At 38.1% G+C, this 21,347-nt stretch carries 24 protein-coding genes; 11 read left to right on the top strand and 13 right to left on the bottom strand.

The genetic code is table 11. The features are described from left to right. The first annotated feature begins 314 nt into the window (after nt 1-314). Entirely contained in the window at nt 315-557 is a 243-nt protein-coding gene (locus tag H6F45_RS20130; RefSeq protein WP_190348197.1) for a hypothetical protein, read from the top strand. 412 nt (nt 558-969) lie between these two features. Here H6F45_RS20130 and H6F45_RS20125 read toward each other — a convergent pair whose 3' ends face one another. From H6F45_RS20125 to H6F45_RS20095, 7 genes are all read right to left on the bottom strand, one after another. Beyond that, complete coding sequence (locus tag H6F45_RS20125; RefSeq protein WP_190348196.1) at nt 970-4,422, bottom strand: DNA methyltransferase; 3,453 nt, start codon at nt 4,420-4,422, stop codon at nt 970-972. Between the two features lie 297 nt (nt 4,423-4,719). Then, nucleotides 4,720-5,184, bottom strand: coding sequence for a DUF29 domain-containing protein (locus tag H6F45_RS20120; RefSeq protein WP_190348195.1), 465 nt, complete (start codon nt 5,182-5,184; stop codon nt 4,720-4,722). A gap of 62 nt (nt 5,185-5,246) precedes the next feature. Beyond that, a complete protein-coding gene (locus H6F45_RS20115; RefSeq protein ID WP_190348194.1) occupies nt 5,247-5,708 on the bottom strand; it encodes a DUF29 domain-containing protein in 462 nt (153 codons plus the stop codon). An 87-nt stretch (nt 5,709-5,795) separates the two neighbouring features. Then, entirely contained in the window at nt 5,796-6,251 is a 456-nt protein-coding gene (locus H6F45_RS20110; protein WP_190348193.1) for a DUF29 domain-containing protein, read from the bottom strand. Nucleotides 6,252-6,278: 27 nt separating this feature from the next. Next, the gene (locus H6F45_RS20105) at nt 6,279-6,740 is read right to left on the bottom strand and encodes a DUF29 domain-containing protein (protein ID WP_190348192.1); all 462 of its coding nucleotides are present in this window, start codon (nt 6,738-6,740) and stop codon (nt 6,279-6,281) included. A 149-nt stretch (nt 6,741-6,889) separates the two neighbouring features. After that, the gene (locus H6F45_RS20100) at nt 6,890-7,729 is read right to left on the bottom strand and encodes an alpha/beta hydrolase (protein WP_190348191.1); all 840 of its coding nucleotides are present in this window, start codon (nt 7,727-7,729) and stop codon (nt 6,890-6,892) included. Between the two features lie 5 nt (nt 7,730-7,734). Beyond that, on the bottom strand, nt 7,735-7,896 hold the full coding sequence (locus H6F45_RS20095; RefSeq protein ID WP_190348190.1) for a hypothetical protein: 162 nt from the start codon (nt 7,894-7,896) through the stop codon (nt 7,735-7,737). On the opposite strand from H6F45_RS20095, the gene H6F45_RS20090 reads away from it, so the two are divergent. Continuing rightward, entirely contained in the window at nt 7,882-8,085 is a 204-nt protein-coding gene (locus tag H6F45_RS20090; protein WP_190348189.1) for a hypothetical protein, read from the top strand. The genes H6F45_RS20095 and H6F45_RS20090 overlap by 15 nt on opposite strands. Here the strand turns inward: H6F45_RS20090 and clpX are convergent. Next, complete coding sequence (clpX, locus tag H6F45_RS20085) at nt 8,030-9,370, bottom strand: ATP-dependent protease ATP-binding subunit ClpX (protein WP_137668142.1); 1,341 nt, start codon at nt 9,368-9,370, stop codon at nt 8,030-8,032. The two genes, H6F45_RS20090 and clpX, sit on opposite strands and share 56 nt — an antisense overlap. A 10-nt stretch (nt 9,371-9,380) precedes the next feature. After that, nucleotides 9,381-10,079 carry an ATP-dependent Clp endopeptidase proteolytic subunit ClpP gene (clpP, locus tag H6F45_RS20080; RefSeq protein WP_137668143.1) on the bottom strand — a complete coding sequence of 233 codons (699 nt, stop codon included), beginning with the start codon at nt 10,077-10,079 and terminating at the stop codon, nt 9,381-9,383. 303 nt (nt 10,080-10,382) lie between these two features. Here clpP and H6F45_RS26695 point away from each other — a divergent pair, with 303 nt between their 5' ends. Continuing rightward, nucleotides 10,383-10,724, top strand: coding sequence for a hypothetical protein (locus H6F45_RS26695; protein ID WP_242052684.1), 342 nt, complete (start codon nt 10,383-10,385; stop codon nt 10,722-10,724). Here H6F45_RS26695 and tig read toward each other — a convergent pair. Further along, the gene (gene tig, locus H6F45_RS20070; RefSeq protein WP_137668885.1) at nt 10,677-12,077 is read right to left on the bottom strand and encodes a trigger factor; all 1,401 of its coding nucleotides are present in this window, start codon (nt 12,075-12,077) and stop codon (nt 10,677-10,679) included. The genes H6F45_RS26695 and tig overlap by 48 nt on opposite strands. Before the next feature lie 969 nt (nt 12,078-13,046). On the opposite strand from tig, the gene H6F45_RS20065 reads away from it, so the two are divergent. Then, the gene (locus H6F45_RS20065; protein ID WP_190348187.1) at nt 13,047-14,072 is read left to right on the top strand and encodes an aspartate-semialdehyde dehydrogenase; all 1,026 of its coding nucleotides are present in this window, start codon (nt 13,047-13,049) and stop codon (nt 14,070-14,072) included. On the opposite strand, the gene H6F45_RS20060 is transcribed toward H6F45_RS20065, so the two are convergent. Then, nucleotides 14,060-14,203, bottom strand: coding sequence for a hypothetical protein (locus H6F45_RS20060; RefSeq protein WP_190348186.1), 144 nt, complete (start codon nt 14,201-14,203; stop codon nt 14,060-14,062). The two genes, H6F45_RS20065 and H6F45_RS20060, sit on opposite strands and share 13 nt — an antisense overlap. 80 nt (nt 14,204-14,283) lie before the next feature. Here H6F45_RS20060 and dapA point away from each other — a divergent pair, with 80 nt between their 5' ends. From dapA to H6F45_RS27105, 4 genes are all read left to right on the top strand, one after another. After that, complete coding sequence (gene dapA / locus H6F45_RS20055) at nt 14,284-15,168, top strand: 4-hydroxy-tetrahydrodipicolinate synthase (protein ID WP_137668887.1); 885 nt, start codon at nt 14,284-14,286, stop codon at nt 15,166-15,168. Between the two features lie 304 nt (nt 15,169-15,472). Continuing rightward, entirely contained in the window at nt 15,473-17,245 is a 1,773-nt protein-coding gene (locus H6F45_RS20050) for a ribonuclease J (protein WP_190348185.1), read from the top strand. A gap of 518 nt (nt 17,246-17,763) precedes the next feature. Beyond that, nucleotides 17,764-18,150, top strand: coding sequence for a Mo-dependent nitrogenase C-terminal domain-containing protein (locus H6F45_RS20045; protein ID WP_137668889.1), 387 nt, complete (start codon nt 17,764-17,766; stop codon nt 18,148-18,150). Next, nucleotides 18,122-18,256 carry a hypothetical protein gene (locus H6F45_RS27105; protein ID WP_277877003.1) on the top strand — a complete coding sequence of 45 codons (135 nt, stop codon included), beginning with the start codon at nt 18,122-18,124 and terminating at the stop codon, nt 18,254-18,256. Before H6F45_RS20045 ends, H6F45_RS27105 begins: the two co-directional genes overlap by 29 nt. On the opposite strand, the gene H6F45_RS20040 is transcribed toward H6F45_RS27105, so the two are convergent. Next, entirely contained in the window at nt 18,249-20,129 is a 1,881-nt protein-coding gene (locus H6F45_RS20040; protein ID WP_190348184.1) for a caspase family protein, read from the bottom strand. The genes H6F45_RS27105 and H6F45_RS20040 overlap by 8 nt on opposite strands. A gap of 22 nt (nt 20,130-20,151) precedes the next feature. After that, a complete protein-coding gene (locus H6F45_RS20035; protein ID WP_190348183.1) occupies nt 20,152-20,367 on the bottom strand; it encodes a hypothetical protein in 216 nt (71 codons plus the stop codon). 49 nt (nt 20,368-20,416) lie between these two features. Between H6F45_RS20035 and H6F45_RS20030 the strand changes: the two genes are divergently transcribed. The 3 genes from H6F45_RS20030 to rpmF all read left to right on the top strand — a co-directional run bounded on the left by H6F45_RS20030 (nt 20,417) and on the right by rpmF (nt 21,212). Next, complete coding sequence (locus H6F45_RS20030) at nt 20,417-20,623, top strand: hypothetical protein (RefSeq protein WP_190348182.1); 207 nt, start codon at nt 20,417-20,419, stop codon at nt 20,621-20,623. Nucleotides 20,624-20,822: 199 nt separating this feature from the next. Further along, the gene (locus tag H6F45_RS20025) at nt 20,823-20,996 is read left to right on the top strand and encodes a hypothetical protein (RefSeq protein ID WP_190348181.1); all 174 of its coding nucleotides are present in this window, start codon (nt 20,823-20,825) and stop codon (nt 20,994-20,996) included. 45 nt (nt 20,997-21,041) lie between these two features. After that, nucleotides 21,042-21,212, top strand: a complete 171-nt coding sequence (gene rpmF, locus H6F45_RS20020; protein WP_096570094.1) for a 50S ribosomal protein L32 — start codon at nt 21,042-21,044, stop codon at nt 21,210-21,212. Nucleotides 21,213-21,347 lie beyond the last annotated feature (135 nt).

Genomic DNA, 21,347 nt, shown 5'->3' with positions numbered 1-21,347 from the left:
GGTTTTTACTCCTGTTGCTAATTTGAAGATTATAACATATTTTCAGATCCCCGACTTCTATCATTAACAGGAATTACGCAAAAGAAAACGAAAGTAGGGGTAATACCCTTCGGGAAGCAAGCTACATGAATTACCCCTACGCAAGAATAAGGTTTTCAGTCACATCTTGCGTAAGTCCTAATTAATTTATCATTTATTCACAATATTTATTCAAGACATCGGGGATCTTGATCAAAGTGTAGTTACTATTTTACTATAATATGGTAAAATGTTTGTAGTAATTAAATGTGTGTAGTAATTACAGGTGAGTAAATATGATTGCCCAAGAAATCATGGCAAAAGTTGACCAAAATGGTAACATCTCTTTAGAAACTCCTTTAATAGTTAATAAACCAAGCAGGGTTAAATTAATTGTTTTGTTTATTGAAGATGAATTAGATGAAGATGATGAATCAAAAGAATCTGTTTTAGAAAGTTTGAAAATCTCATTACAAGAAGCTAAAGCAGGTAAAGTACATCCAATTTCTGAACTTTGGGAAGGTATTGATGTTGAGTGATACCCCATTAGTAATAGTTCAGTTTACTGATAATTTTAAACAGAAAATACGCAGCTTATCAAAAAATATCGTCATATTCGTACTGATATTCAACCAATAATTGAAGAATTACAAAGTGGTAATTTTTTAGGTGATCAAATTGCAGGAACAGGGTATACAGTTTTGAAGGTAAGAGTTCGCAACAGTGATATTCAAAAAGGGAAAAGTAGTGGTTATCGAATTATTTATCAAATTCAATCACCTACAAATGTCCTTTTACTGTTAATTTATTCTAAACTGGAACAAACAGATGTAACAATGGATGAAATTAAGTCAGTTATAGAACTGTTTCAAGCATGATCTTAGTTTTAATGTTAATCCGTTTTTATTATGAATTGTACGGGTTTAGCAATGCTAAACCCCTACGTTTACGTTATTTAACCATCTCCCGATAAGCATTTAAAGCAGCATTTTTCACTTCTTCCGCAACAATGGGAAACGTACTCAATATATGACTAAATTCGCTTTCTGTTAAACCATATAAATGGGCAATTATTCCATCTAATTCTGCGCGGATTTTTCCCCTTTCTCTCTCCTCTGTAATTCCGTTTTTATGACTTCCTAATCCTACTTCTTTCGCTAATTCATCATATTCTGCTGTGGTACATATTAGTTTGGCCGCACGTTCTACTATTTCGTTAAAATATTCGTCTTTTTCTGTTAATCTGGGAACTTGAGTGCTATAAACAAAAAAGAAATTTATATTAGCTGATACTTTTAATCTCAATAAATAATCGTAAGTAAAACTATTAAAAATACTACACAAATATAAAATATCTGTATAACTTACTATTTGTTTACCTCTATCATCTAACATTATCACTGTTTGCAAATTTTCGACACACAATGAAGGAAAAATTATTGTTGATATCATTGTTCTTATGTCTGTATTTCTTGCAATTTTACGAAATGCTAATCTGTAAGTTTGATAATCTAATTTTTGTCCGATATCTTTAGTTTTACCTAAAATAATTTTTCTTGCATCTTTTTCTGTTATCCAGTAGCGAAATTCACTAGAAAACTGATGTGTGAATTGATGAATATTTCTTCCTTCTAATAAACGAAATAAGTTTTTACTAGAAGAAATTTTATAATACTCTGATTGTGAATCTGGTGCTAATTCACGCGCAAAGTTAATATGATTATATATTGACTTTTCATCATGTAAAGGATAATGTTTAGCTGATTTTTGTGCAATGCTTAATTCTAAATCAGTTTTAAACTCCATGATTGAAATAGAATCAGGAGATAACCGTTGAATTAAATCCACAGACATATTAATACAATCATCATCAGGAAAACTGTTCAACTCTCCCACATCATGACGCATAAACCGCGCAGGGAAAGATAAAGTTTGCTTACCATTTTCAAAAGTCAAAATTACAAACTTAAAACTCTTATGTACACCTTCAAAAATACCCTTTTTATTTTCAAAACAAAATAAACCAGTAATATTAGTTTGCGAAAATAACATTTCTCGTAACTGCTTAGTACCCAAATCAGTATAAATACCGCTAGGAATAACCAAACCACATTCACCATTTTGAGAAAGTAAATTAACACATTGTTCCACAAACAACTTATATAAATTAATATCAGTTCCCTGTTTTTTCCCATTCACCACAGAAATCTGATTAACATATTGTTCCGCACTGCGATAATATAAACTTACATGAGGATATTGACTTTGATACTCTAACCAAGCAGTAGCAATTTCAGGATTTTCTAACAACTGCTTTTGTTGTTTTTCAAAAGTCTTAATATCCATCTTATTCTTAGTCACAATATCGCTATATTCTGCAAAAAACTCCTTAGCTTGAGGTTTAAAAATCTCCCAAGGAGGATTACCCAAAATAATATCAAAACCACCCCTAGCAATAATCTGATCAAAATGATAACCCCAATGAAAAGGTTTTAACCCTTCCATATCCGCAATATTCAAAAGTCGTTTCACAGGTTTACCCTTTAACTGCACTTCCTCATATTTAATCTTTAAATTACTAAATTCATCTAACAACAATTGATTTAACTTCACCAAAGATTCCCGATTGACACGATTAATATTTTCCCTTAAAAATTCTAACCTATCTTCCTGTTCCGTACCTTCCACATCTGCTATCATAAAAGCGTGTTCTTTGTACTTTCTAATACTTTCATTTTTCTCTTTTAAAATTGCTTGATAATTTTGTGAATTTAATTGTTGTAAAATATTACCTTGTTTAGACTGTCCAACATTATCAAAACGACTTCCATCAACGCGAATTAAACCAATTAACGAATTACCAGACATAATGTTAAAATCAACATTAGGTAAAGGTTCTAAATCATCAACAGTTTTCGCAGCAGCAACCAAACTTAAAAACAAGCGTAGTTTAGCAATTTCCACCGCTTCCTCCATGATATCCACACCATAGAGATTGTCAGTAATTACCCGTTTTTTGATATAATAATCCAAAGAAGGATGATCTTGTTTAATCTTAGTTAATCTGGCTTGATTTTCCGCATTTCCAGAAACTTGAATAAAATCAAAAATGGCGGTATAAATCTTAATCAAATGTTGTAAAGCAGCAACCAAAAATGCACCACTACCACAAGCGGGATCTAAAATTGATAAGTTTGGTAAAACATCATCTAACAATTGCTGACATAATTGATTATTGAGATTTTCCAAAACTTGAACATTACCAATTTTACCACTAATAAATTTATTAATAGTACGTTCACATAAATAATTAGTAATTTCCGGTTTCGTATAATAAGCACCAAATTCCTTTTGGTTAATATACTTTTCAAAAATATACCCCAGAACATCAGGATTAATTTCATCATCCTTACCACTTGGAGTATCATCTAAATGCCAAGTATAACCGGAAAATAGTTTAAAAATCTCCTCAAAAGCAGTATCACTAATTTGAATACGGTTACTGAGCGAAGTCGAAGTAACATTATATTTTTCTTCAATCTGATGAGGTAAAAACAAACCACCATTAATATATTTAATTTTACCAATTAAAGCAGGAGTTTCATGTTTACGGAACTTTTCAGCTTTCCCAAAACCATCAAAAAACAAAGTTTGTAAAAACTCTTGATAATATAAATCCTGTCCTTGACTTTGACTAACCTTTAACTTATCTTGTAAATAATTAGTATTACCATCATCCAAAAAACCTTTTTTCTGAAGGAAATAAATAAACATCAAGCGGTTTAAAATTACCGACGCATACCAATTAGCATCTTTTGTATTTTCGATACCTTTGATAAAAGTAACAAATTGCAAATGTCTTTCTTGGAACTTATTAAAAAAGTCTTTTGTAACCTTTTCAATATCAAAAGCGGTTTGAGTGCGTTGAGTGACATCTGTTAAAGTTAAATTTTCTTCCTCTGCAAAATCAATAAATAACGCCTCTAACTTTTGAGTTAATAATTCTCCTGATTGAGTAACGTTAAAAGTAGTTTCTTTAGCTTTAGTTTTAGTAGCAGACTCTCTTTTTACCCATTGCCAAACTTGTTTAGATTGATTTTTATCAGTATAAATAATTAAATGTTCTTGACTATAACTAGTAACTTGGGTATCTATATTTTTCCTAGTTTTAGCATTAGGTAAAATCCCATTTTCAGCAACACAATGATAAACCATTAAACCGCGTTTTTGGGCAACAGCTTCTAAAGTATATTCTAAAGTATATTCTAAAGTAGAATTTTCCTCATCTACAGCTAAATAAATAGGAGAAATATCAGCATAATCCCAACCTAACTCTTCAATAAATAAAGATGTAAAATCAGATAATTGCAGATATTTTTTAACTTGATTGCGGTTGAACTTCATAATATTGTTACCAGGTATATATACAGAAAATACAGGTATCTAACCTGTCGTAACAATTGTAGCATATACCAGTAACAAAGATTATGTACTGATTATTTAAGTTTTATGAACATTTTATTAACATATTCAAACTATTACTTTAAACCATCTACGTTTATCTGCGTTTATCTGCGTTTAAAGAATCACCCCAAAAAATCCACATCTAAAGTCAAGGTAGGTTGGGTTGAGGGACGAAACCCAACATTTACAAATGTTAGTTTACAAATGTTAGTTGGGTTTCACTTTGTTCAACCCAACCTACATCTCATTACCCAAAAAATCCACATCTAACAACTGTTCTAAAGTGTAAGGACATTCTTGGGGAAAATCTACTTGAAACTTAGTTTTCACATCCACAAATTTTAAAGCATCAGCATAAATATCTAACATTTCCTCAGATAAATAATTGCGTAAATTACCCGTTAAACGTCGTTTTAATTGGTTTCTAAAACTGACAATTTCCGCTTGCCAATGATGACCATTTATTTCAGTTTCTTCTGTCCAATACTGATATAATAATAAATGTCTAATAATTTGTTCTAACAGACTAGCAACCGCATTTTTCTTTTCATTACCCAAATCTGCCAACTCCTCAATTAAATTCTCTAAATCCACATCATTAAATTTACCTTGTTTCAATAATTCAATGTTAGTTAATAACCATTCATAATCATCAATTTTATAGAGTTGTTGTAAATATTCCAAATTACTAATTACACTCATAACATCACCTCTGATTTATTTCACCAATTACCAATTACCAATTACCAATTACCCATTACCAATTACCAATTACCCAAAAAATCCACATCTAACAACTGTTCTAAAGTATAAGGACATTCAGAAGGAAAATCTACTTTAAACTTAGTTTTTACCTGTACATATTTTAACGCTCTCTGATAAATATGATCAAGTTCATCAGCTAGGAAATTACGTAAATTAGTAGTTAATCTATCCTCCAGTTGATAACGAAAACCTAAAATTTTTGATTGCCAATGATGACCATTATTTTCTATTTCTTCCGTCCAATATTGCAGTAATAAAAGATGTCTAATAACTTGTTCTAATAAACTTTTGACCGCATTTTTCTTTTCATTACCCAAGTCTGCCAACTCCTCAATTAAATTCTCTAAATCCACATCATTAAATTTACCTTGTTTCAATAATTCAATATTAGTTAACAACCATTCATAATCATCAATTTTATAGAGTTGTTGTAAACATTCCAAATTACTAATTACACTCATAACATCACCTCTTAATTTTGGTAGGGGTAATTCATGAATTACCCTTATATGAATTATCCCTACATGAATTATCCCTAAAATTGAATCTTAACCCAAAAAATCCACATCTAACAACTGTTCCAAAGTGTAAGGACATTCTGAAGGAAAATCTACTTGATAATTAGTTTTTCTTTGCACATATCCTAGCGCCCGTTGATAAATTTTTAATGTTTGTTCAGCTAAATGATTACGTAAATTAGTGGTTAATTTAGCATTTAATTGATCTCGAAAACTATAAATTTCAGCTTGCCAATGTCCAGAATTTCTCTCACTTTCAGCAATCCAATATTGATATAATAATAAATGTCTAATTATTTGCTGTAATAAACTTTCTACAGCATTTTTCTTTTCATTACCCAAATCTGCCAACTCCTCAATTAAATTATTTAAGTCCACATCATTAAATCTACCTTGTTTTAATAATTCAATATTAGTTAACAACCATTCATAATCATCAATTTCATAGAGTTGTTGTAAATATTCCAAATTACTAATTACACTCATAACCTCACCTCTAATTTATTTCACCAATTACCCATTACCCAAAAAATCCACATCTAAAAACTGTTCTAAAGTGTAAGGACATTCTGAAGGAAAACTCACAGTAAAACCTGTTTTTTCCTGCACATAACCCAAAGCATCATGATAAATATCAGCAAAAATAGAACTTAAATAATTAGATAAATTAGTAGTTAATCTATCTTTTAATTGTGTCCTAAAACTTCTAATTTCCGCACGCCAATGATTTTTATTTCTTTCATATTCAGCTTTCCAAAAATTTAATAGTAATAGATGTCTCATAATTTGTTCTAACAGATTTTTCACCTGGTGTTTATCTCGCTTGGCCAATGACTCCAACTCCTCAATCAAATTCTCTAGATCCACATCATTAAATCTGCGTTGTTTTAATAATTCAATGTTAGTCAATAACCATTCATAATCATCAATTTCATAGAGTTGTTGTAAATACTCCAAATTACTAATTACACTCATAACATCACCTCTAATTTATTTCACCAATTAAGCTGTTACACAGCTAAATTGTATAATCCTAATATTCTGAACTCTTGTTTAACAGGCAAGATGCCTGTTCCACTTATACAAATTAAATGCACAACAGCTTACCCATTACCCATTACCAATTACCCATTACCCAAAAAATCCCGCACCTTCTGTAAATAAGTTTCTGGATCTTCCAACATCGGAAAATGTGCGGTATTAGCAATAATTTCTAGCTGCACCTTATCACTCAAAACAGCCGCTTTTCTACCTAAATCAGCAGGAATAATTAAATCATATTCTCCGGCTATTAACAAAGTTGGTACTGTTAATTTAGCAAATTCTAAAGGCATTGTTTCCGCTTGTTCTTTACTCACAGAGGTAAAAATTGTCCCTAAAGCGGAATCATAATCAGCGTCAATAAAATCTTGTAAAAAAGCTTGTCTTTCAGCTTTAGGAATCGGACGATGCAAAAATCTCGCCATAAACATCCTATCCGCTAAAGGTATTTTCCCTAACCATTGAGGACGGAATTTAACTACTAAACCACCAAATTTATAGAAAGCTGCAAAGGCTTTTTCATCATATTCAAAAATCCCACTACAAGTTAAAATTGCCTTGATAACTTTTTGGGGATAACGATTAAAAAATAAAGTCGCAATTGAAGCACCCATAGAATGGGCATTAATATAAACACGCTCCAGATTTAACTCATTTAATAATACTGCTAAATCTTCCGCATATTCTGTTAATTCATAACTCAATTTACTGCTATCTTGGGTTTCAGCACGGGAACGCCCAAAACCGCGCATATCATATAATAAACAATCAAACTTATCTGCTAAAGCTTTAGCCGTACTGCGCCAATATCTACACGAACCAGCCCAACCATGCAAAAAAACCATCACTGGTTTTACCACATCTGATGGTTTCTTGATCCACTCGTAATAATGCTCAACCCCGCGAACTTTGATATAAGACATAATTTTTAAGGAATAGGTGACAGGTGACAGGTGACTGGGGACTGGTGACTGGGGACTGGGGACTGGGGACTAGTGACTGGGGACTGGTGACTGGTGACTGGTGACTGGGGAAGAAGCAGGGGAGCAGGGAGCAGGAAGCAGGGGGAAATTATTTGTATTTTTCCCAATTACCAATCACCAATTACCAATCACCAATCACCAATCACCAATCACCAATCACCAATCACCAATCACCAATCACCAATCACCAATTACCAATTACCAATTACCAATTACCAATTACCAATCACCAATCACCAATTATGCTGACTCTGGTTTTGGTAATGAAGAGGGATGTACCAACAGTTCCGCTGTAGAACGTTTCTCTACCATTTCCCGCGTTACTGTGCAGCGAGTTACATCTTTACGGGATGGCAACTCATACATCACATCTAACATCAATTCTTCCACAATACCCCGCAACGCCCGCGCCCCAGTTTTCCGGCGATAGGCTTCTTGGGCGATCGCCTTCAAAGCATCTGGTTTAAAATCTAACTGGACGTTATCCATCTTCAGCAGTTTTTGATACTGCTTAACTAAAGCACTGCGGGGTTGAGTCAAAATCGCCATCAGTGCTTCTTCATCCAGAGGATCAACTACAGCCACCATTGGCATCCGCCCAATAAATTCGGGAATCATGCCAAATTTCACCAAATCATCGGGTTCTAAATGACGTAGTGTGTCCGCAGCCCGTTTTTCTTTAGATATCCCTTCTCCAGACTGCACAAAGCCAATTGACTTTTTGCCCACTCTCTGATCTACGACTTTTTCTAAACCAACAAAAGCCCCACCACAGATAAACAGGATGTTGCTAGTGTCAATCTGAATACAATCTTGATAGGGATGCTTGCGTCCGCCCTGGGGTGGTACATTAGCAATCGTACCCTCTAACATTTTCAGTAAAGCTTGCTGTACCCCTTCCCCGGAAACATCTCTAGTAATGGATGTGTTTTCACTCTTGCGGGCAATTTTATCAATTTCATCAATGTAGATAATTCCCCGTTGCGCTTCCTCCACATCTAAATCTGCCACTTGCAAAAGTCGCAATAAGATATTTTCCACGTCTTCCCCTACATACCCTGCTTCGGTGAGAGTTGTAGCATCTGCCACCGCAAAGGGTACATCGAGGATTTTGGCCAGAGTTTGCGCTAACAGGGTTTTACCGCAACCAGTCGGACCCATTAATAAAATATTGGACTTTTGTAGTTCTACAGCATCATCAGCGCCACCTTTACCATTACCTTTAGACTGAGCAATAGCTAAACGCTTGTAGTGATTGTAAACTGCAACCGACAAGACTTTTTTTGCTTCATCTTGCCCAATTACGTGTTCATCTAAATATTTTTTAATTTCTCTCGGTTTGGGGATTTGGTTAAAAGAGAGATTGGCAGAACTGGTACGGCGTTTTTGAGGTTGTTCTGAACGTGATGCTGGTTGGGAAGCAGAACTACTGGTATCCAGCAGTTCTTCATCTAGGATTTCATTACACAAGTCAACGCATTCATCGCAGATGTAGACTCCCGGACCCGCGATTAATTTACGCACCTGCTCCTGAGACTTGCCACAAAATGAACATTTTAAATGGGAGTCGTATTTAGACATACCAAGCCTCTTATTTCAGAATGGTGACGTTTTCCCCTGCTGTGGGGAGATTTTGTCTAGAAATAACCTGATCGATTAAACCGTAGTTTTTTGCCTCTTCTGCTGACATAAAAAAGTCGCGTTCTGTATCAGCTTCGATCCTTTCTAAAGGTTGACCAGTGTGCGTGGACATTAATTGATTCAACTTGCCCTTAATGTAAAGAATTTCCCGCGCTTGAATTTCAATATCAATTGCTTGTCCTTGAGCGCCACCAAGGGGTTGGTGAATCATAATCCGGGAGTCAGGTAAGGACATACGCTTCCCTGCTGTTCCCGCAGTTAACAAAAACGCCCCCATGCTGGCAGCTAGACCAAAACAAATGGTAACAACATCAGGACGTATTTGTTGAATTGTATCATAAATTGCCATTCCTGCGTAAACAGATCCCCCTGGTGAATTTATGTAAAGTTGAATATCTTTTTCTGGGTCTTCAGCGTCTAGGAATAGCAATTGAGCAACTATAGAATTAGCTACAGTGTCATCTATTGGCGTTCCTAAAAAAATAATCCGCTCTCGCAATAGACGGGAGTAGATGTCAAAAGCCCTTTCTCCCATACCGGACTGTTCTACCACCATCGGTACAATGTTGTTCGGGCTGTTGTAGTTACAGCTAATGCTGATGGGACTCAAGCTACTGATTGGGTAATTTCCCGACTGCGATACAAGCATACAAAAATATTTAACAATAAGTGGGACAGGTTTTACAGACCTTATGGCTGATTTTTCGAGAATTTGAATTTGTATTTGAACTATGTTTTAACCATTATGCCTTATCTTCATTTGTTCTTGCAGGAGATCCAGGAGGCAGGAGGCAGGAGGCAGGAGGCAGGAGGCAGGAGGCAGGAGGCAGGAGGCAGGAGGCAGGAGGCAGGAGGCAGGAGGCAGGAGGCAGGAGGCAGGGGAGGCAGGGGAGGCAGGGGAGGCAGGGGAGGCAGGGGAGGCAGGGGAAGATTAATAATCTAATAAAGTCCAATGCCCAGTCCCCAGTCCCCAGTCCCCAGTCCCCAGTCACCAGTCACCAGTCCCCAGTCCCCAGTCCCCAGTCCCCAGTCCCCAGTCACCAGTCACCAGTCCCCAGTCCCCAGTCACCAGTCACCAGTCACCAGTCACCAGTCACCAGTCACCAGTCACCAGTCACCAGTCACCAGTCACCAGTCACCAGTCCCCAGTCCCCAGTCACCAGTCACCAGTCACCAGTCACCAGTCACCAGTCCCCAGTCCCCAGTCCCCAGTCACCAGTCACCAGTCACCAGTCCCCAGTCACCTTTACTCAGGACTGGTTGTTTCTGCTTCTGTAGCCGTTTCTGCTTCTGAATCAGTTTCCTCTTCTGTGCTTAAAGAACCTTCGGGTACAAGTTCTATGGATGAGTTAGCCAGCAACCAATCCATGATTTTCTCATTTACTAGCTGTGCTTCTACCAAAGATTGCAGTCTTACTGCATCTATATCTTCATCAGCGTACTCTTCTAAGAGTTCTTTAACTTTAGCGTTGACTTCCTCAACTGTGGCTGTGATTGATTCCCGTTTACCGATTTCTTCTACAGCCAAAGAACGTTTAAGGCGTTCTACTGCGTCTGGTTCTGAACGCTCGCGCAATTGATTCAGGATTTCTTGGGTGAGAAACTTTCTCACATCCATTCCCTGCTCTGACAATTTCATGATTGTCTGTTTGATCATGGCATCAACTTCGTTATCTATCAAAGTTTTTGGCAAATCAATTTCTACGTGCTTGAGCAGTTCCGCTAATAAAGCTTCTTGCTGATTGGTTTTGGTTTGCTCTTGGGCTTCTTTTTGATAACGTTCTTCTAAGGATGTCCGTAATTCTGCTAAAGTTTCAAAATCACTGACTTCTTGAGCAAAGTCGTCATCTAATGGTGGTAGTTCTTTTTCCTTAATTTCTTTGAGTGTCACTGTAAACAAGGCAGCTTTACCGGCTAATTCTTGACTCGCATAAGGATCTGGGAACTGGGCGGAAATTTCTCTGGTTTCTCCAGGGTTCATTCCTACCATACCGACTACAAAACCAGGGATAAATTTATCTTCCTGCAACTCGACTTGAAAATCTGCTGCTTCTCCTCCTGGAATGGGTGTAGGTTCTGCTGCTTCGTCTTCACCTTCACCTTTAGCCAACACACCTTTAAAATCTACTACTGCCACATCTCCTATTTGGGCTGCTCTTCCTTCTACGGGAATTAATGTGGACATTTTCTGCCTTTCCTGATCTAACACTGTATCCACCCGTGTTGGATCATGTTTGATTTCTTCGGCTTTGACTTGGAATCCTGTATACTGCTGGATTTTGATTTCTGGTTCTACATCCACCGCCGCAGCAAAGGTCAAGGGTTCTCCAGGTTTATAATTATTAATCAAATCATCAAAGGATGACACTAATCTCGGTTGGCCAATAGCCTTAATGTCTTCTTGTTTGACTGCTTGCTCTACAACTTCGGGAATTAGTTCTTCCAATACCGATGCTTTGATGCGACTGCTTCCTAGACGCTGTAATAATACCTGCCGGGGTGCTTTGCCTTTGCGAAACCCAGGAAGATTTACAGTAGCACTTAAATTTTTGATTACCTGTTCGTATTTTTGTTGGGTAACTTCCGCTGTAATTTCTATTTCTAGTCCAATTTGGCTTTTTTCAAGTTTTTCCTGGGTTACTTTCATGCTTTGTCTCTGTTTTTTGGTGTTGTCATTTTTGATAGTACACACAAGCTGCGTATATCTCGCTTATTAACTTGATGTGCAACACAAAACTTATACTAATCGCTCATATTAAGATTAATAGAGGGATTTTTTAGGTTATACATCAGTTTTGTGCAGTTGATGGATTTTTTGACGAAATCAGACAAAATAATTAGATAATTAGATAATTAGCTATCCAGTAATCGTCTTTTAAGCATCCTCAACTCCGGGCTTAGGGGCTGCGCTCTTCAGCAGATATCTAGTTTACTGCCAATAGCACAGAAATTTACAGATCCTTCCAGTTTTTCTGCTATATCTTTACTGATAGGATATCTCAGTCGATTTTTCAGAATTTCTCATTTAAACGTTGTTTAGTCCTAAAAAATATGCTTAATGATCTTTAATTGATGGCTGTTACTGCGGTCATGATAGGTTAGACGCAAAATGTTACCCAGATTGTTCAGGTTGTGATATCCTGTCAACATGGTAGATTCTCATGGTAGCACTGTTGCCTAACAATACTTGTCTGCTCTCAAGAGAGAAGGATAAGATCAAACCCCCAATCTCAAACCCAGTAACCGCTTCCCAAACCTACTCACCACTGGGAGATGGTTAACTAAGCAGTCTGGTGTTGCCAAGGTTGTACCATTGATTCTATCAACCTAATTAATGGTTAGTCTATTCATTTTACCCTTAGTTTGGAGTTTGTTGTATGGTAGTGTATAATTCAAAGTAATACAGGTTAAATGGTAATTATTGTCAAATAAAATCAAAATATAAATAAAATATCCTAAAATCCAAATTCTTTAGATATTATAGATATCTACTAAATTAGAAAAAAACTCATTAAGTATTCAAATTTCTTTGATTGCTCAATGTTGCCATTATAGATATTTTGAGTATTAGAAAAAACTTAGTAACCTTAGTAACCTCTTAAAGAAGGAGTCGAATTTGTCTAAATCCTATCGTGTAGCTATTTTGGGTGCGACTGGTGCTGTAGGTACGGAGTTGCTGGAATTACTAGAAAGTCGTAATTTCTCCCTGGCGGATTTAAAATTGTTAGCATCAGAACGCAGTGCAGGAAAGACGCTCAAGTTTAAAGGCGAAAATCTTGTAATTGAGGCAGTCAGCGATCGCTCTTTTGCAAATGTTGATATTGTCTTAGCTAGTGCTGGTGGTGGAACTTCCAAAACCTGGGCTGGGGTAGCTGTAGACAAAGGAGCAGTGGTAATAGATAACTCTAGCGCCTTCCGTATGAACCCGGATGTACCTTTGATAGTTCCAGAGGTGAATCCCCAAGCCGCAGCCGAGCATAAAGGCATTATTGCCAATCCCAACTGCACCACAATTTTAATGACGTTGGCAGTTTGGCCACTGCATCAAGTAAAACCAGTAACAAGGATTGTAGCGGCAACTTATCAATCTGCCAGTGGTGCTGGTGCAAAAGCAATGGAAGAAGTGAAAATTCAATCCAGTGCTATATTACAAGGACAACAACCAGTAGCTGAAGTGTTACCTTATCCGTTGGCGTTTAATTTATTTCCCCATAATTCCCCAATGACTGATATAGGATATTGTGAGGAAGAGTTAAAAATGGTCAACGAAACTCGGAAAATATTTGGTAGTCAAGACATCAGAATTACTGCTACTTGTGTACGGGTTCCCGTACTCCGCGCCCATTCCGAAGCAATTAACCTGGAGTTTGACACACCTTTTAGTCCAGATGAAGCAAGAGCAATTTTAAGCAATGCGCCTGGTGTGAAATTGGTGGAAGATTGGCAGAAAAATTATTTCCCCATGCCTATAGAAGCTAGTGGTAAAGATGAGGTTTTAGTCGGCAGAATTAGACAAGACATTTCTCATCCTTGTGGCTTAGAATTATGGTTGTGTGGCGATCAAATCCGTAAAGGTGCGGCTTTAAATGCGATACAAATCGCCGAATTATTAGTAGAAAAAAATCTACTTCAGAATGGGTGATTGGTGACTGGTGACTGGGGACTGGGGACTGGGGACTGGTGACTGGGGACTGGTGACTGGTGACTGGTGACTGGGGACTGGTGATTGGTGACTGGGAAAGAAAGATGAATAAACCAATAACCAATAACCAATAACTAATAACTAATAACTAACAACTAACAACTAACAACTAACAACTAACAACTAAAGACAAATCAGGAGTGAAAAACGGGTGGTAGATTTTGGTACAGTGATAACGGCAATGATCACGCCGTTTAAAGCAGATGGTAGTGTTAACTATGAAGTAGCTGGAAAATTAGCAGCAAATTTAGTTGACAATGGTACAGATACATTAGTGATATGTGGAACAACAGGTGAATCTCCCACATTAAGCTGGGATGAAGAGTATCAACTGTTTGTGGAAGTGTTGCAAGCTGTAGCAGGGAAAGCAAAAGTAATTGCTGGGTGTGGTTCAAATTCTACCAAAGAAGCGATCGCAGCAACCGAAAAAGCAGCTAGAATAGGAGTACATGGTTCTTTACAAGTTGTACCTTACTACAACAAACCACCCCAAGCAGGACTATACAAACACTTTCAGGCGATCGCTCAAGCCTGTCCTGACCTACCGATGTTGTTATATAATATTCCTGGTCGGACTGGTCAAAATTTGAGTCCAGAAACAGTTGTGCAATTAGCACAAATCGACAACATTGTGGGAATTAAAGAAGCCAGTGGTAACTTAGATCAAGCTAGTGAAATTCGCCGCTTGACACCACAGGAATTTCAGATTTACGCTGGAGATGATTCTTTAACCTTGCCTCTGTTAGCGGTTGGTGCTAAAGGTGTGGTGAGTGTGGCTTCTCATCTGGTAGGTAATCAACTAAAACAGATGATAGAGTCCTTTAATGTAGGCAACATTCAAATTGCTACTGAGATTCATTTACAACTATTCCCTTTGTTTAAAGCTTTATTTTTAACAACAAATCCCATTCCTGTTAAACAAGCATTAAAACTTCAAGGTTGGAACGTTGGTTCAGTTCGTCCACCGCTGTGCGAAGCTGACGCAGAAATCTGTCAGAAGTTAGAGGATGTGTTGCATAAACTTAGTTTAATCTGAGCGCCAATATATTGGATACTAGCCAGATGCTGGTTTCCCAGATACTTATAAATAAAAAGTAATAATTGCTTCTAGGTCGCAATTTAAACATCTGTGCTACAACTGAACGATATAAGAATCTTTTTTGATAAGAAGCTACGGGAACGGGGTCAATTACTTTTATTTATTCAATACCAAATTGATTGAATATCAGAAGTGGAAATTGGCTATTTTGACATTGAATTATATAGACATTTGATGTTGTCTTTCATACAAGAACGCTAACTATCAACTGATTAACAACTCACACAACATACAGGAGAAAATGGCTAGAAACGAAGCTAACTCAGCCCTGAAAATTATTCCATTGGGCGGTTTACATGAAATAGGAAAAAATACCTGTGTTTTTGAATACGAGGATGAAATCGTCCTCTTGGATGCAGGGTTGGCTTTTCCCACTGAGGCTATGCACGGAGTAAATATTGTACTACCTGATACAACTTATTTACGGGAAAATCGCCATAAAATCAAAGGCATGATCGTTACTCATGGTCATGAAGACCATATTGGTGGTATTGCTTTTCACCTGAAACAATTTGACATCCCCGTAATTTATGGACCAAGATTAGCAATGGCCATGTTAGAGGGGAAATTGGAAGAAGCAGGAGTACGCGATCGCACAGAATTAAGAACTGTTCTTCCTCGTGATGTCGTCAGAATTGGTAAAGCCTTTTTTGTCGAATACATCCGCAACACCCACTCTATCGCTGATAGTTTTACCGTTGCTATTCATACTCCATTAGGTGTAGTTATCCATACAGGGGACTTTAAAATTGACCATACCCCTGTAGATGGCGAAAAGTTTGATTTACAGCGCCTAGCGGAACATGGGGAAAAAGGTGTACTTTGCTTGTTAAGTGATTCCACTAACTCAGAAGTACCAGGATTTACACCTTCTGAACGTTCCGTTTATCCTAACCTTGACCGGGTATTCTCCCAAGCTAAAGGGCGTTTATTTGTTACTACCTTTGCTTCCAGTGTGCATCGGATCAATATAGTGTTGCAACTGGCCAAGAAACATAACCGAGTAGTGACAGTTGTGGGACGTTCAATGCTAAATTTGATTGCCCATGCCCGGAATTTAGGTTATATCAAATGTGAAGATAGCCTATTTCAACCCTTGCATACTGTCCGGGGTTTACCGGATGAGAACGTACTGATTTTAACAACAGGTTCTCAAGGTGAGTCAATGGCGGCCATGACTCGCATTGCTAACAAAGAACACCCCCATATTAAAATTAGAGAAGGAGATACAGTTGTTTTCTCTGCTAACCCCATTCCTGGTAATACCATTGCGGTGGTGAACACCATTGATAAATTGATGATCCAAGGCGCTCATGTCGTCTATGGTAGAGATAAGGGCGTTCACGTTTCTGGACACGGTTGTCAAGAAGAACAAAAACTCATGCTGGCTTTAACTCGTCCTAAGTTCTTTGTTCCTGTTCATGGTGAACATCGGATGTTGGTGAAGCATTCGGAAACTGCTCAGAGTATGGGCATTCCCAAAGAAAATATGGTGATTATTCAGAATGGGGATGTGATAGAACTAACTGAAGAATCTATCCGTGTTGCGGCTAAAGTAGCTTCGGGTATTGAACTGGTGGATACAACGAGTTCTGGAATGGTGAGCGCCAAAGTGTTGCAAGAACGGCAAACGATGGCTTCTGAAGGACTGGCGACTATTGCGGCTGCTGTTGATTGGAATGGTAAACTGTTGGCTAGACCGGAAATTCACCTGCGGGGTGTGGTGACAAGTATTGAGCGATCGCTGTTATTGAAATGGGTACAGCAACGCATTGAGGAAATTTTGCGGGTTCGTTGGTCTGAGTTTGTGACGGGAAATGAACCCAATGATATAGACTGGGGCGGTTTACAAGGCACTTTAGAGAAGGAGTTGGCTCGTTCTCTGCGTCGGGAGTTACAATGTCAAGCTTCTGTGACTTTGTTGCTGCAAGTTCCTGAACAACCGCCTGAACCTGCTGTGAAGGTTTCTGATGGTAGAAGACGGCGGACTCGTTCTACTGCTGTGGCTTCTTAATTAGCTAAAACTATTCCCTATTCCCTATTCCCTATTCCCTATTCCCTGCCTCAACGAAGGGACTTTTTCAGCAAACCCTACTTAGGGCTTGCTGAATAAACCCGTGCGTTGGGCGGCTCCGCCGACTTGTAGTAACTGGCGTTAATACACTATAAATAGCAACTTGCAACATAATCACTGTATTAGATAGCGTATAAACAGCATTTATAATTGTTACTTGACCTATAAACATTAAGTATGTTAAGTTTTGTAATAGTTACAGCCAAACCCGTCCAAAGATAGAGGTCTTCATTAAAATTTAAAGAGTGTCAAGTTATGAAAAAGATTAGCTAAGTGGAGTACACATTTTAAGGAAATTGAGTTTAACTTGACGTAGTAATACACAGATTCTGATTTTCAGTAGCTACTCGCACTTTTTCCAGAATTTCCGTCAAAATACTATTCTCCCGGACAGAGTGATTGTCATATTGTATATTCATCAGTAAGGTGAATACCCTCATAAAAAGAGAGGAATAACCATGAAGGCATTTGAAAGTACCACAAAAAATATTTTTTTCACAAGCTTGGTATCGCTCCATCAAGCAGAGACGAATAATACCAATAAAGCTAATGTCACCGAGTTACAGGCTTCTCATTCTCATTCAGGTTGGGATTTCCTGCGTCCTTTGCGAAATTGGTTGGATACTTTAAAAGTAGGCGATCGCCAATTTGCTCATCGGGTGTGTAGATTAATTCCCCCTCAATGTCCTTTTGAACGTGATGTCAAATTGTTTGGGAAAGTCTTGTTTCACATTCCCCCAATGTGTAAACTAAATCCTTTATATGAAGAAGTTGTAGGTTTAAGATTTCGCGCCCTGTGCTATCTAGCTGATGAATGTGGCGAAGATATTTCACAATATTGTTAAGTCATACAACAGGAGGCAGGGGGCTGGAGGCAAGAGTCAAGAGGCAGGGGAGATAACCCCCAATCACCAATCACCAGTCCCCAGTCACCAATCCCCAATCACCTAGTATACTGATTGCGCCATTTTTCAATCGCATCCTGAGCGTCTTCATAAGCGATGGTTTGCTTAGGAACTAAAGTAGCAGTGGCAATGGCAGTGTTAAAATCTCCTTGTGCAGCACGGTTTTTAGCCAATTCTAAAATTTGTTCACTCCATTGATTAATAGATGTTTGGGCAATTTCAAACCCTGGTTGTCCTGGTGGTACTTTTTTCGCTACTTCAATCGCTCGGTTATAAGTAGAAGCTTGTCCTGGTCGAACTAAAGCCTGAGCAGCATCCAACAAAGTTTGATTACTTAAATACTGCTTGGCTTCTAATTGCCATTTTGCAATTGATGTTTGCGCTTGGCGATAAAAGGCTGTATTTTTATTAATTAATTCCGCAGTAGCTATAGCATCAATATATTCTCTCTGGTTAGCCTGTTCCTGGGCTAAATCTAAAATCATTTGACTCCAAACCTGAATATTTTTTTGTGCTTGTTGATAAAGCGGTGTACCGGGTGAAATTTTTTGAGCAGAGGCGATCGCTTGACTCAAATCACCAGATTTATTTGGACTCAGAGACATTTTCTCTAGTTCCAAAATTGCTTGATTTCGCTGTTGGGAATCAAAATTGGAAACTACAGAATTTGTGGGTGGTTGAATTGTTTCCACCGTAGCAGGAATAGGAGGTAAATTCTGGGAAAATTCCTGGTTATTAGTAGTATTATTTAGGGATGCTGATAATTTATGGAAGCGAAAACTCGCCTGATTGCGAAGAACAAAAGTTGTAATTAAAGCGACGATAGTCATGCTACTGCCCCCCCACAAAATAAATTGTTTCCAAATGGGAGTTTCTGACTGAATTGCAGGTTGGGCGTAGTCTTTAGCAGCAGCGGGAATAAATCTAGCTCCGGTGTTTAATTCTGGGGAAGTTGCCAAGATTTGATTAGTATCTACAGTTGAATTAGTAACAGATTCCTCTGAATTTGTAGACTGATCTAACTGTGAAGAAGTTTTGTTGAGGGTAGTTTCTACGGTTTTATTTTCCGTCCACCAAGCTTTTTCTGTAGGGGAATTTTTAGACTTCTTCTCTGTCACTGAGGAGGTAGCAACGGCAAAGTTTTCTTCAGTAAAAATCAGTTGTTCAGTTTGGGAATCATCATCTAATGTCAAGATGGGAATCATGACCGGAGGACTATTGCGAATAACAGTTACAGGATTTTGAATAGGCCGCCAATGATGTTGACATAGTTCTGGGGTGAGATAACTCAGATAGGTGTCTAAATCTGTTAAACTGCTACCTTTACCAGAAAATAAAGCTTCTAATAATGCTGCTGTAAATAAGCTATGACCTAGTTCACTAATTTCGTGGGAAAATTGTTCTGGTTGACAAGAAAGCATGACAGAAATTTGCAGTTCTTTGGCGGTGTCAATAATTTCTTGACCTACGGGAGCATCAGCTTGTGTACCAAAGGCGCGGTTAATATCAAATATTAGTAATACATTCAACTTGGCAGCATGGAAACTTTGCATCAGTTGTTTCACAGCTATGCCAGTTTCTAACACCTGATCAGGATTTCCATCAGCCGGCATTAAATAATCTTTGTCATTATAGTTGACACCGTAACCGCTGAAGAAAAACCATAGATAGTCCTCTGGTTGGCAAGATTTTGCTGCTAATTCCTCCAATAAAACTAGAATATTGTCTTGGGTTGGATAAGAGGATCTTTCCCCTATCGGTGGTGAAGTATTTGTCATCAGTAGGCAATTTTGGGGTAAAAAACCTACTTCTGTCACCAAGAAATCCTTTAGTGCCTCCGCATCGTTTTGAGCGCAACTTAAAGGTTGAAATAACTCATATTGATTGATGCCAATAGCGATCGCCCAGTAATTTACCATCCCGCTCATTGTCGGTTTTTGTTTACTTGTTGAAAGTTGTTCTGACTCCTTTACGGGCGAAGCATTCGGGCGATAAATTATCAATTTTTGTCCCAGGTTGTTTTCCCAATGCTTCGCCCCTACGACTCCTGACTCCTTTACGGGCGAAGCATTCGGGCGATAAATTATCAATTTTTGTCCCAGGTTGTTTTCCCAATGCTTCGCCCCTACGACTCCTGACTTCTGAATTCTTACTCAAGTAGTTCTTATGACGTTAAGATATCGGAAAATACCAGCATTAGATTAAAATGCTCTGTCATACTTCAGAAGTAGCTCAAGTTTATGAACAGGATTTACAGCTTTTCACCATCATCAATCATCCCCTTTTCATTTATTGGCCAATTTGGCAGGAAAATCCGGATAATTCAAGGTGGATGTTGGCTTTTGCTGGCTTTTCCTCTCTGGTTGGCTACGGAGGCGATCGCACCGCAAATTGTGCAAGCTTACACCGCTAGAGTTGATTTAGCTATTGAGGTAGGGGGCAGCTCACAGGGGTAGGTTTTTAATATTATCTGTGAAGGCAGGACCAGGAAGACAAGGAGGGAAAGTAGACAAGGAAGATTTTATCAGCACAATGGTCTTTTTGTTACCAAGAGAAGATGATTTTGTACTGTTTTCCTCCCTTGTCCACTGTCCTTCCTTGTCCCCCAAGTCTTGCCCTCACGACAATGTAAAAAACCTACCCTTGTAAGGGGGCAGGGGAGAAAAGGGAGGTTAATAACCCAGTCCCCAGTCCCCAGTCACCAGTCCCCAGTCCCCAGTCACCAATCACCAATCACCAATCACCAATTCCCTTTGTTTTTGAGAAAGGCGAAAATTGTCAATTGATCGCTTAGAATAAAAAGGTTGTCAAGAATCACGATATCCGCTATCATGGCTGTTCCTAAGAAGAAAACATCCAAATCTAAACGAGACAAGCGCCGCGCTACCTGGAGACATAAGGCTGTTGTGGAAGCTCAAAAAGCTCTTTCTTTGGGCAAATCAATTTTGTCTGGACGTTCTAAGTTCGTCTATCCCACTGCTGAAGAAGAAGAAGAAGAGTAATCATCTCTTGCTCAGGAAAAGCACTAACCGCGCAGTTATGGGAGTGCTTTTTCTTTGCTTTGCTGATAACATCAACTACTACCCGCTAGACGCTGCGCGTTAATAGCGGATGTTTCCAGGAGGCAATATAATAGA

It is taken from the genome of Sphaerospermopsis sp. FACHB-1194 (assembly GCF_014696235.1).
Lineage (GTDB): Bacteria > Cyanobacteriota > Cyanobacteriia > Cyanobacteriales > Nostocaceae > Sphaerospermopsis > Sphaerospermopsis kisseleviana.
This window is presented reverse-complemented; position numbering and strand designations above follow the sequence as displayed.

What these genes read in the sequence shown, in the direction of transcription:
- H6F45_RS20105 (WP_190348192.1), bottom strand. Translation starts at nt 6,740, where the DNA reads ATGAGTGTAATTAGTAATTTGGAGTATTTACAACAACTCTATGAAATT.
- clpP (WP_137668143.1), bottom strand. Translation starts at nt 10,079, where the DNA reads ATGCTTGTATCGCAGTCGGGAAATTACCCAATCAGTAGCTTGAGTCCC.
- H6F45_RS20110 (WP_190348193.1), bottom strand. Translation starts at nt 6,251, where the DNA reads ATGAGTGTAATTAGTAATTTGGAATATTTACAACAACTCTATGAAATT.
- H6F45_RS20125 (WP_190348196.1), bottom strand. Translation starts at nt 4,422, where the DNA reads ATGAAGTTCAACCGCAATCAAGTTAAAAAATATCTGCAATTATCTGAT.
- H6F45_RS20045 (WP_137668889.1), top strand. Translation starts at nt 17,764, where the DNA reads ATGAAGGCATTTGAAAGTACCACAAAAAATATTTTTTTCACAAGCTTG.
- H6F45_RS20030 (WP_190348182.1), top strand. Translation starts at nt 20,417, where the DNA reads ATGCTCTGTCATACTTCAGAAGTAGCTCAAGTTTATGAACAGGATTTA.
- H6F45_RS20040 (WP_190348184.1), bottom strand. Translation starts at nt 20,129, where the DNA reads ATGGTAAATTACTGGGCGATCGCTATTGGCATCAATCAATATGAGTTA.
- rpmF (WP_096570094.1), top strand. Translation starts at nt 21,042, where the DNA reads ATGGCTGTTCCTAAGAAGAAAACATCCAAATCTAAACGAGACAAGCGC.
- H6F45_RS20115 (WP_190348194.1), bottom strand. Translation starts at nt 5,708, where the DNA reads ATGAGTGTAATTAGTAATTTGGAATGTTTACAACAACTCTATAAAATT.
- H6F45_RS20120 (WP_190348195.1), bottom strand. Translation starts at nt 5,184, where the DNA reads ATGAGTGTAATTAGTAATTTGGAATATTTACAACAACTCTATAAAATT.
- H6F45_RS26695 (WP_242052684.1), top strand. Translation starts at nt 10,383, where the DNA reads ATGCCCAGTCCCCAGTCCCCAGTCCCCAGTCCCCAGTCACCAGTCACC.
- clpX (WP_137668142.1), bottom strand. Translation starts at nt 9,370, where the DNA reads ATGTCTAAATACGACTCCCATTTAAAATGTTCATTTTGTGGCAAGTCT.
- tig (WP_137668885.1), bottom strand. Translation starts at nt 12,077, where the DNA reads ATGAAAGTAACCCAGGAAAAACTTGAAAAAAGCCAAATTGGACTAGAA.
- H6F45_RS20100 (WP_190348191.1), bottom strand. Translation starts at nt 7,729, where the DNA reads ATGTCTTATATCAAAGTTCGCGGGGTTGAGCATTATTACGAGTGGATC.
- H6F45_RS20130 (WP_190348197.1), top strand. Translation starts at nt 315, where the DNA reads ATGATTGCCCAAGAAATCATGGCAAAAGTTGACCAAAATGGTAACATC.
- H6F45_RS20050 (WP_190348185.1), top strand. Translation starts at nt 15,473, where the DNA reads ATGGCTAGAAACGAAGCTAACTCAGCCCTGAAAATTATTCCATTGGGC.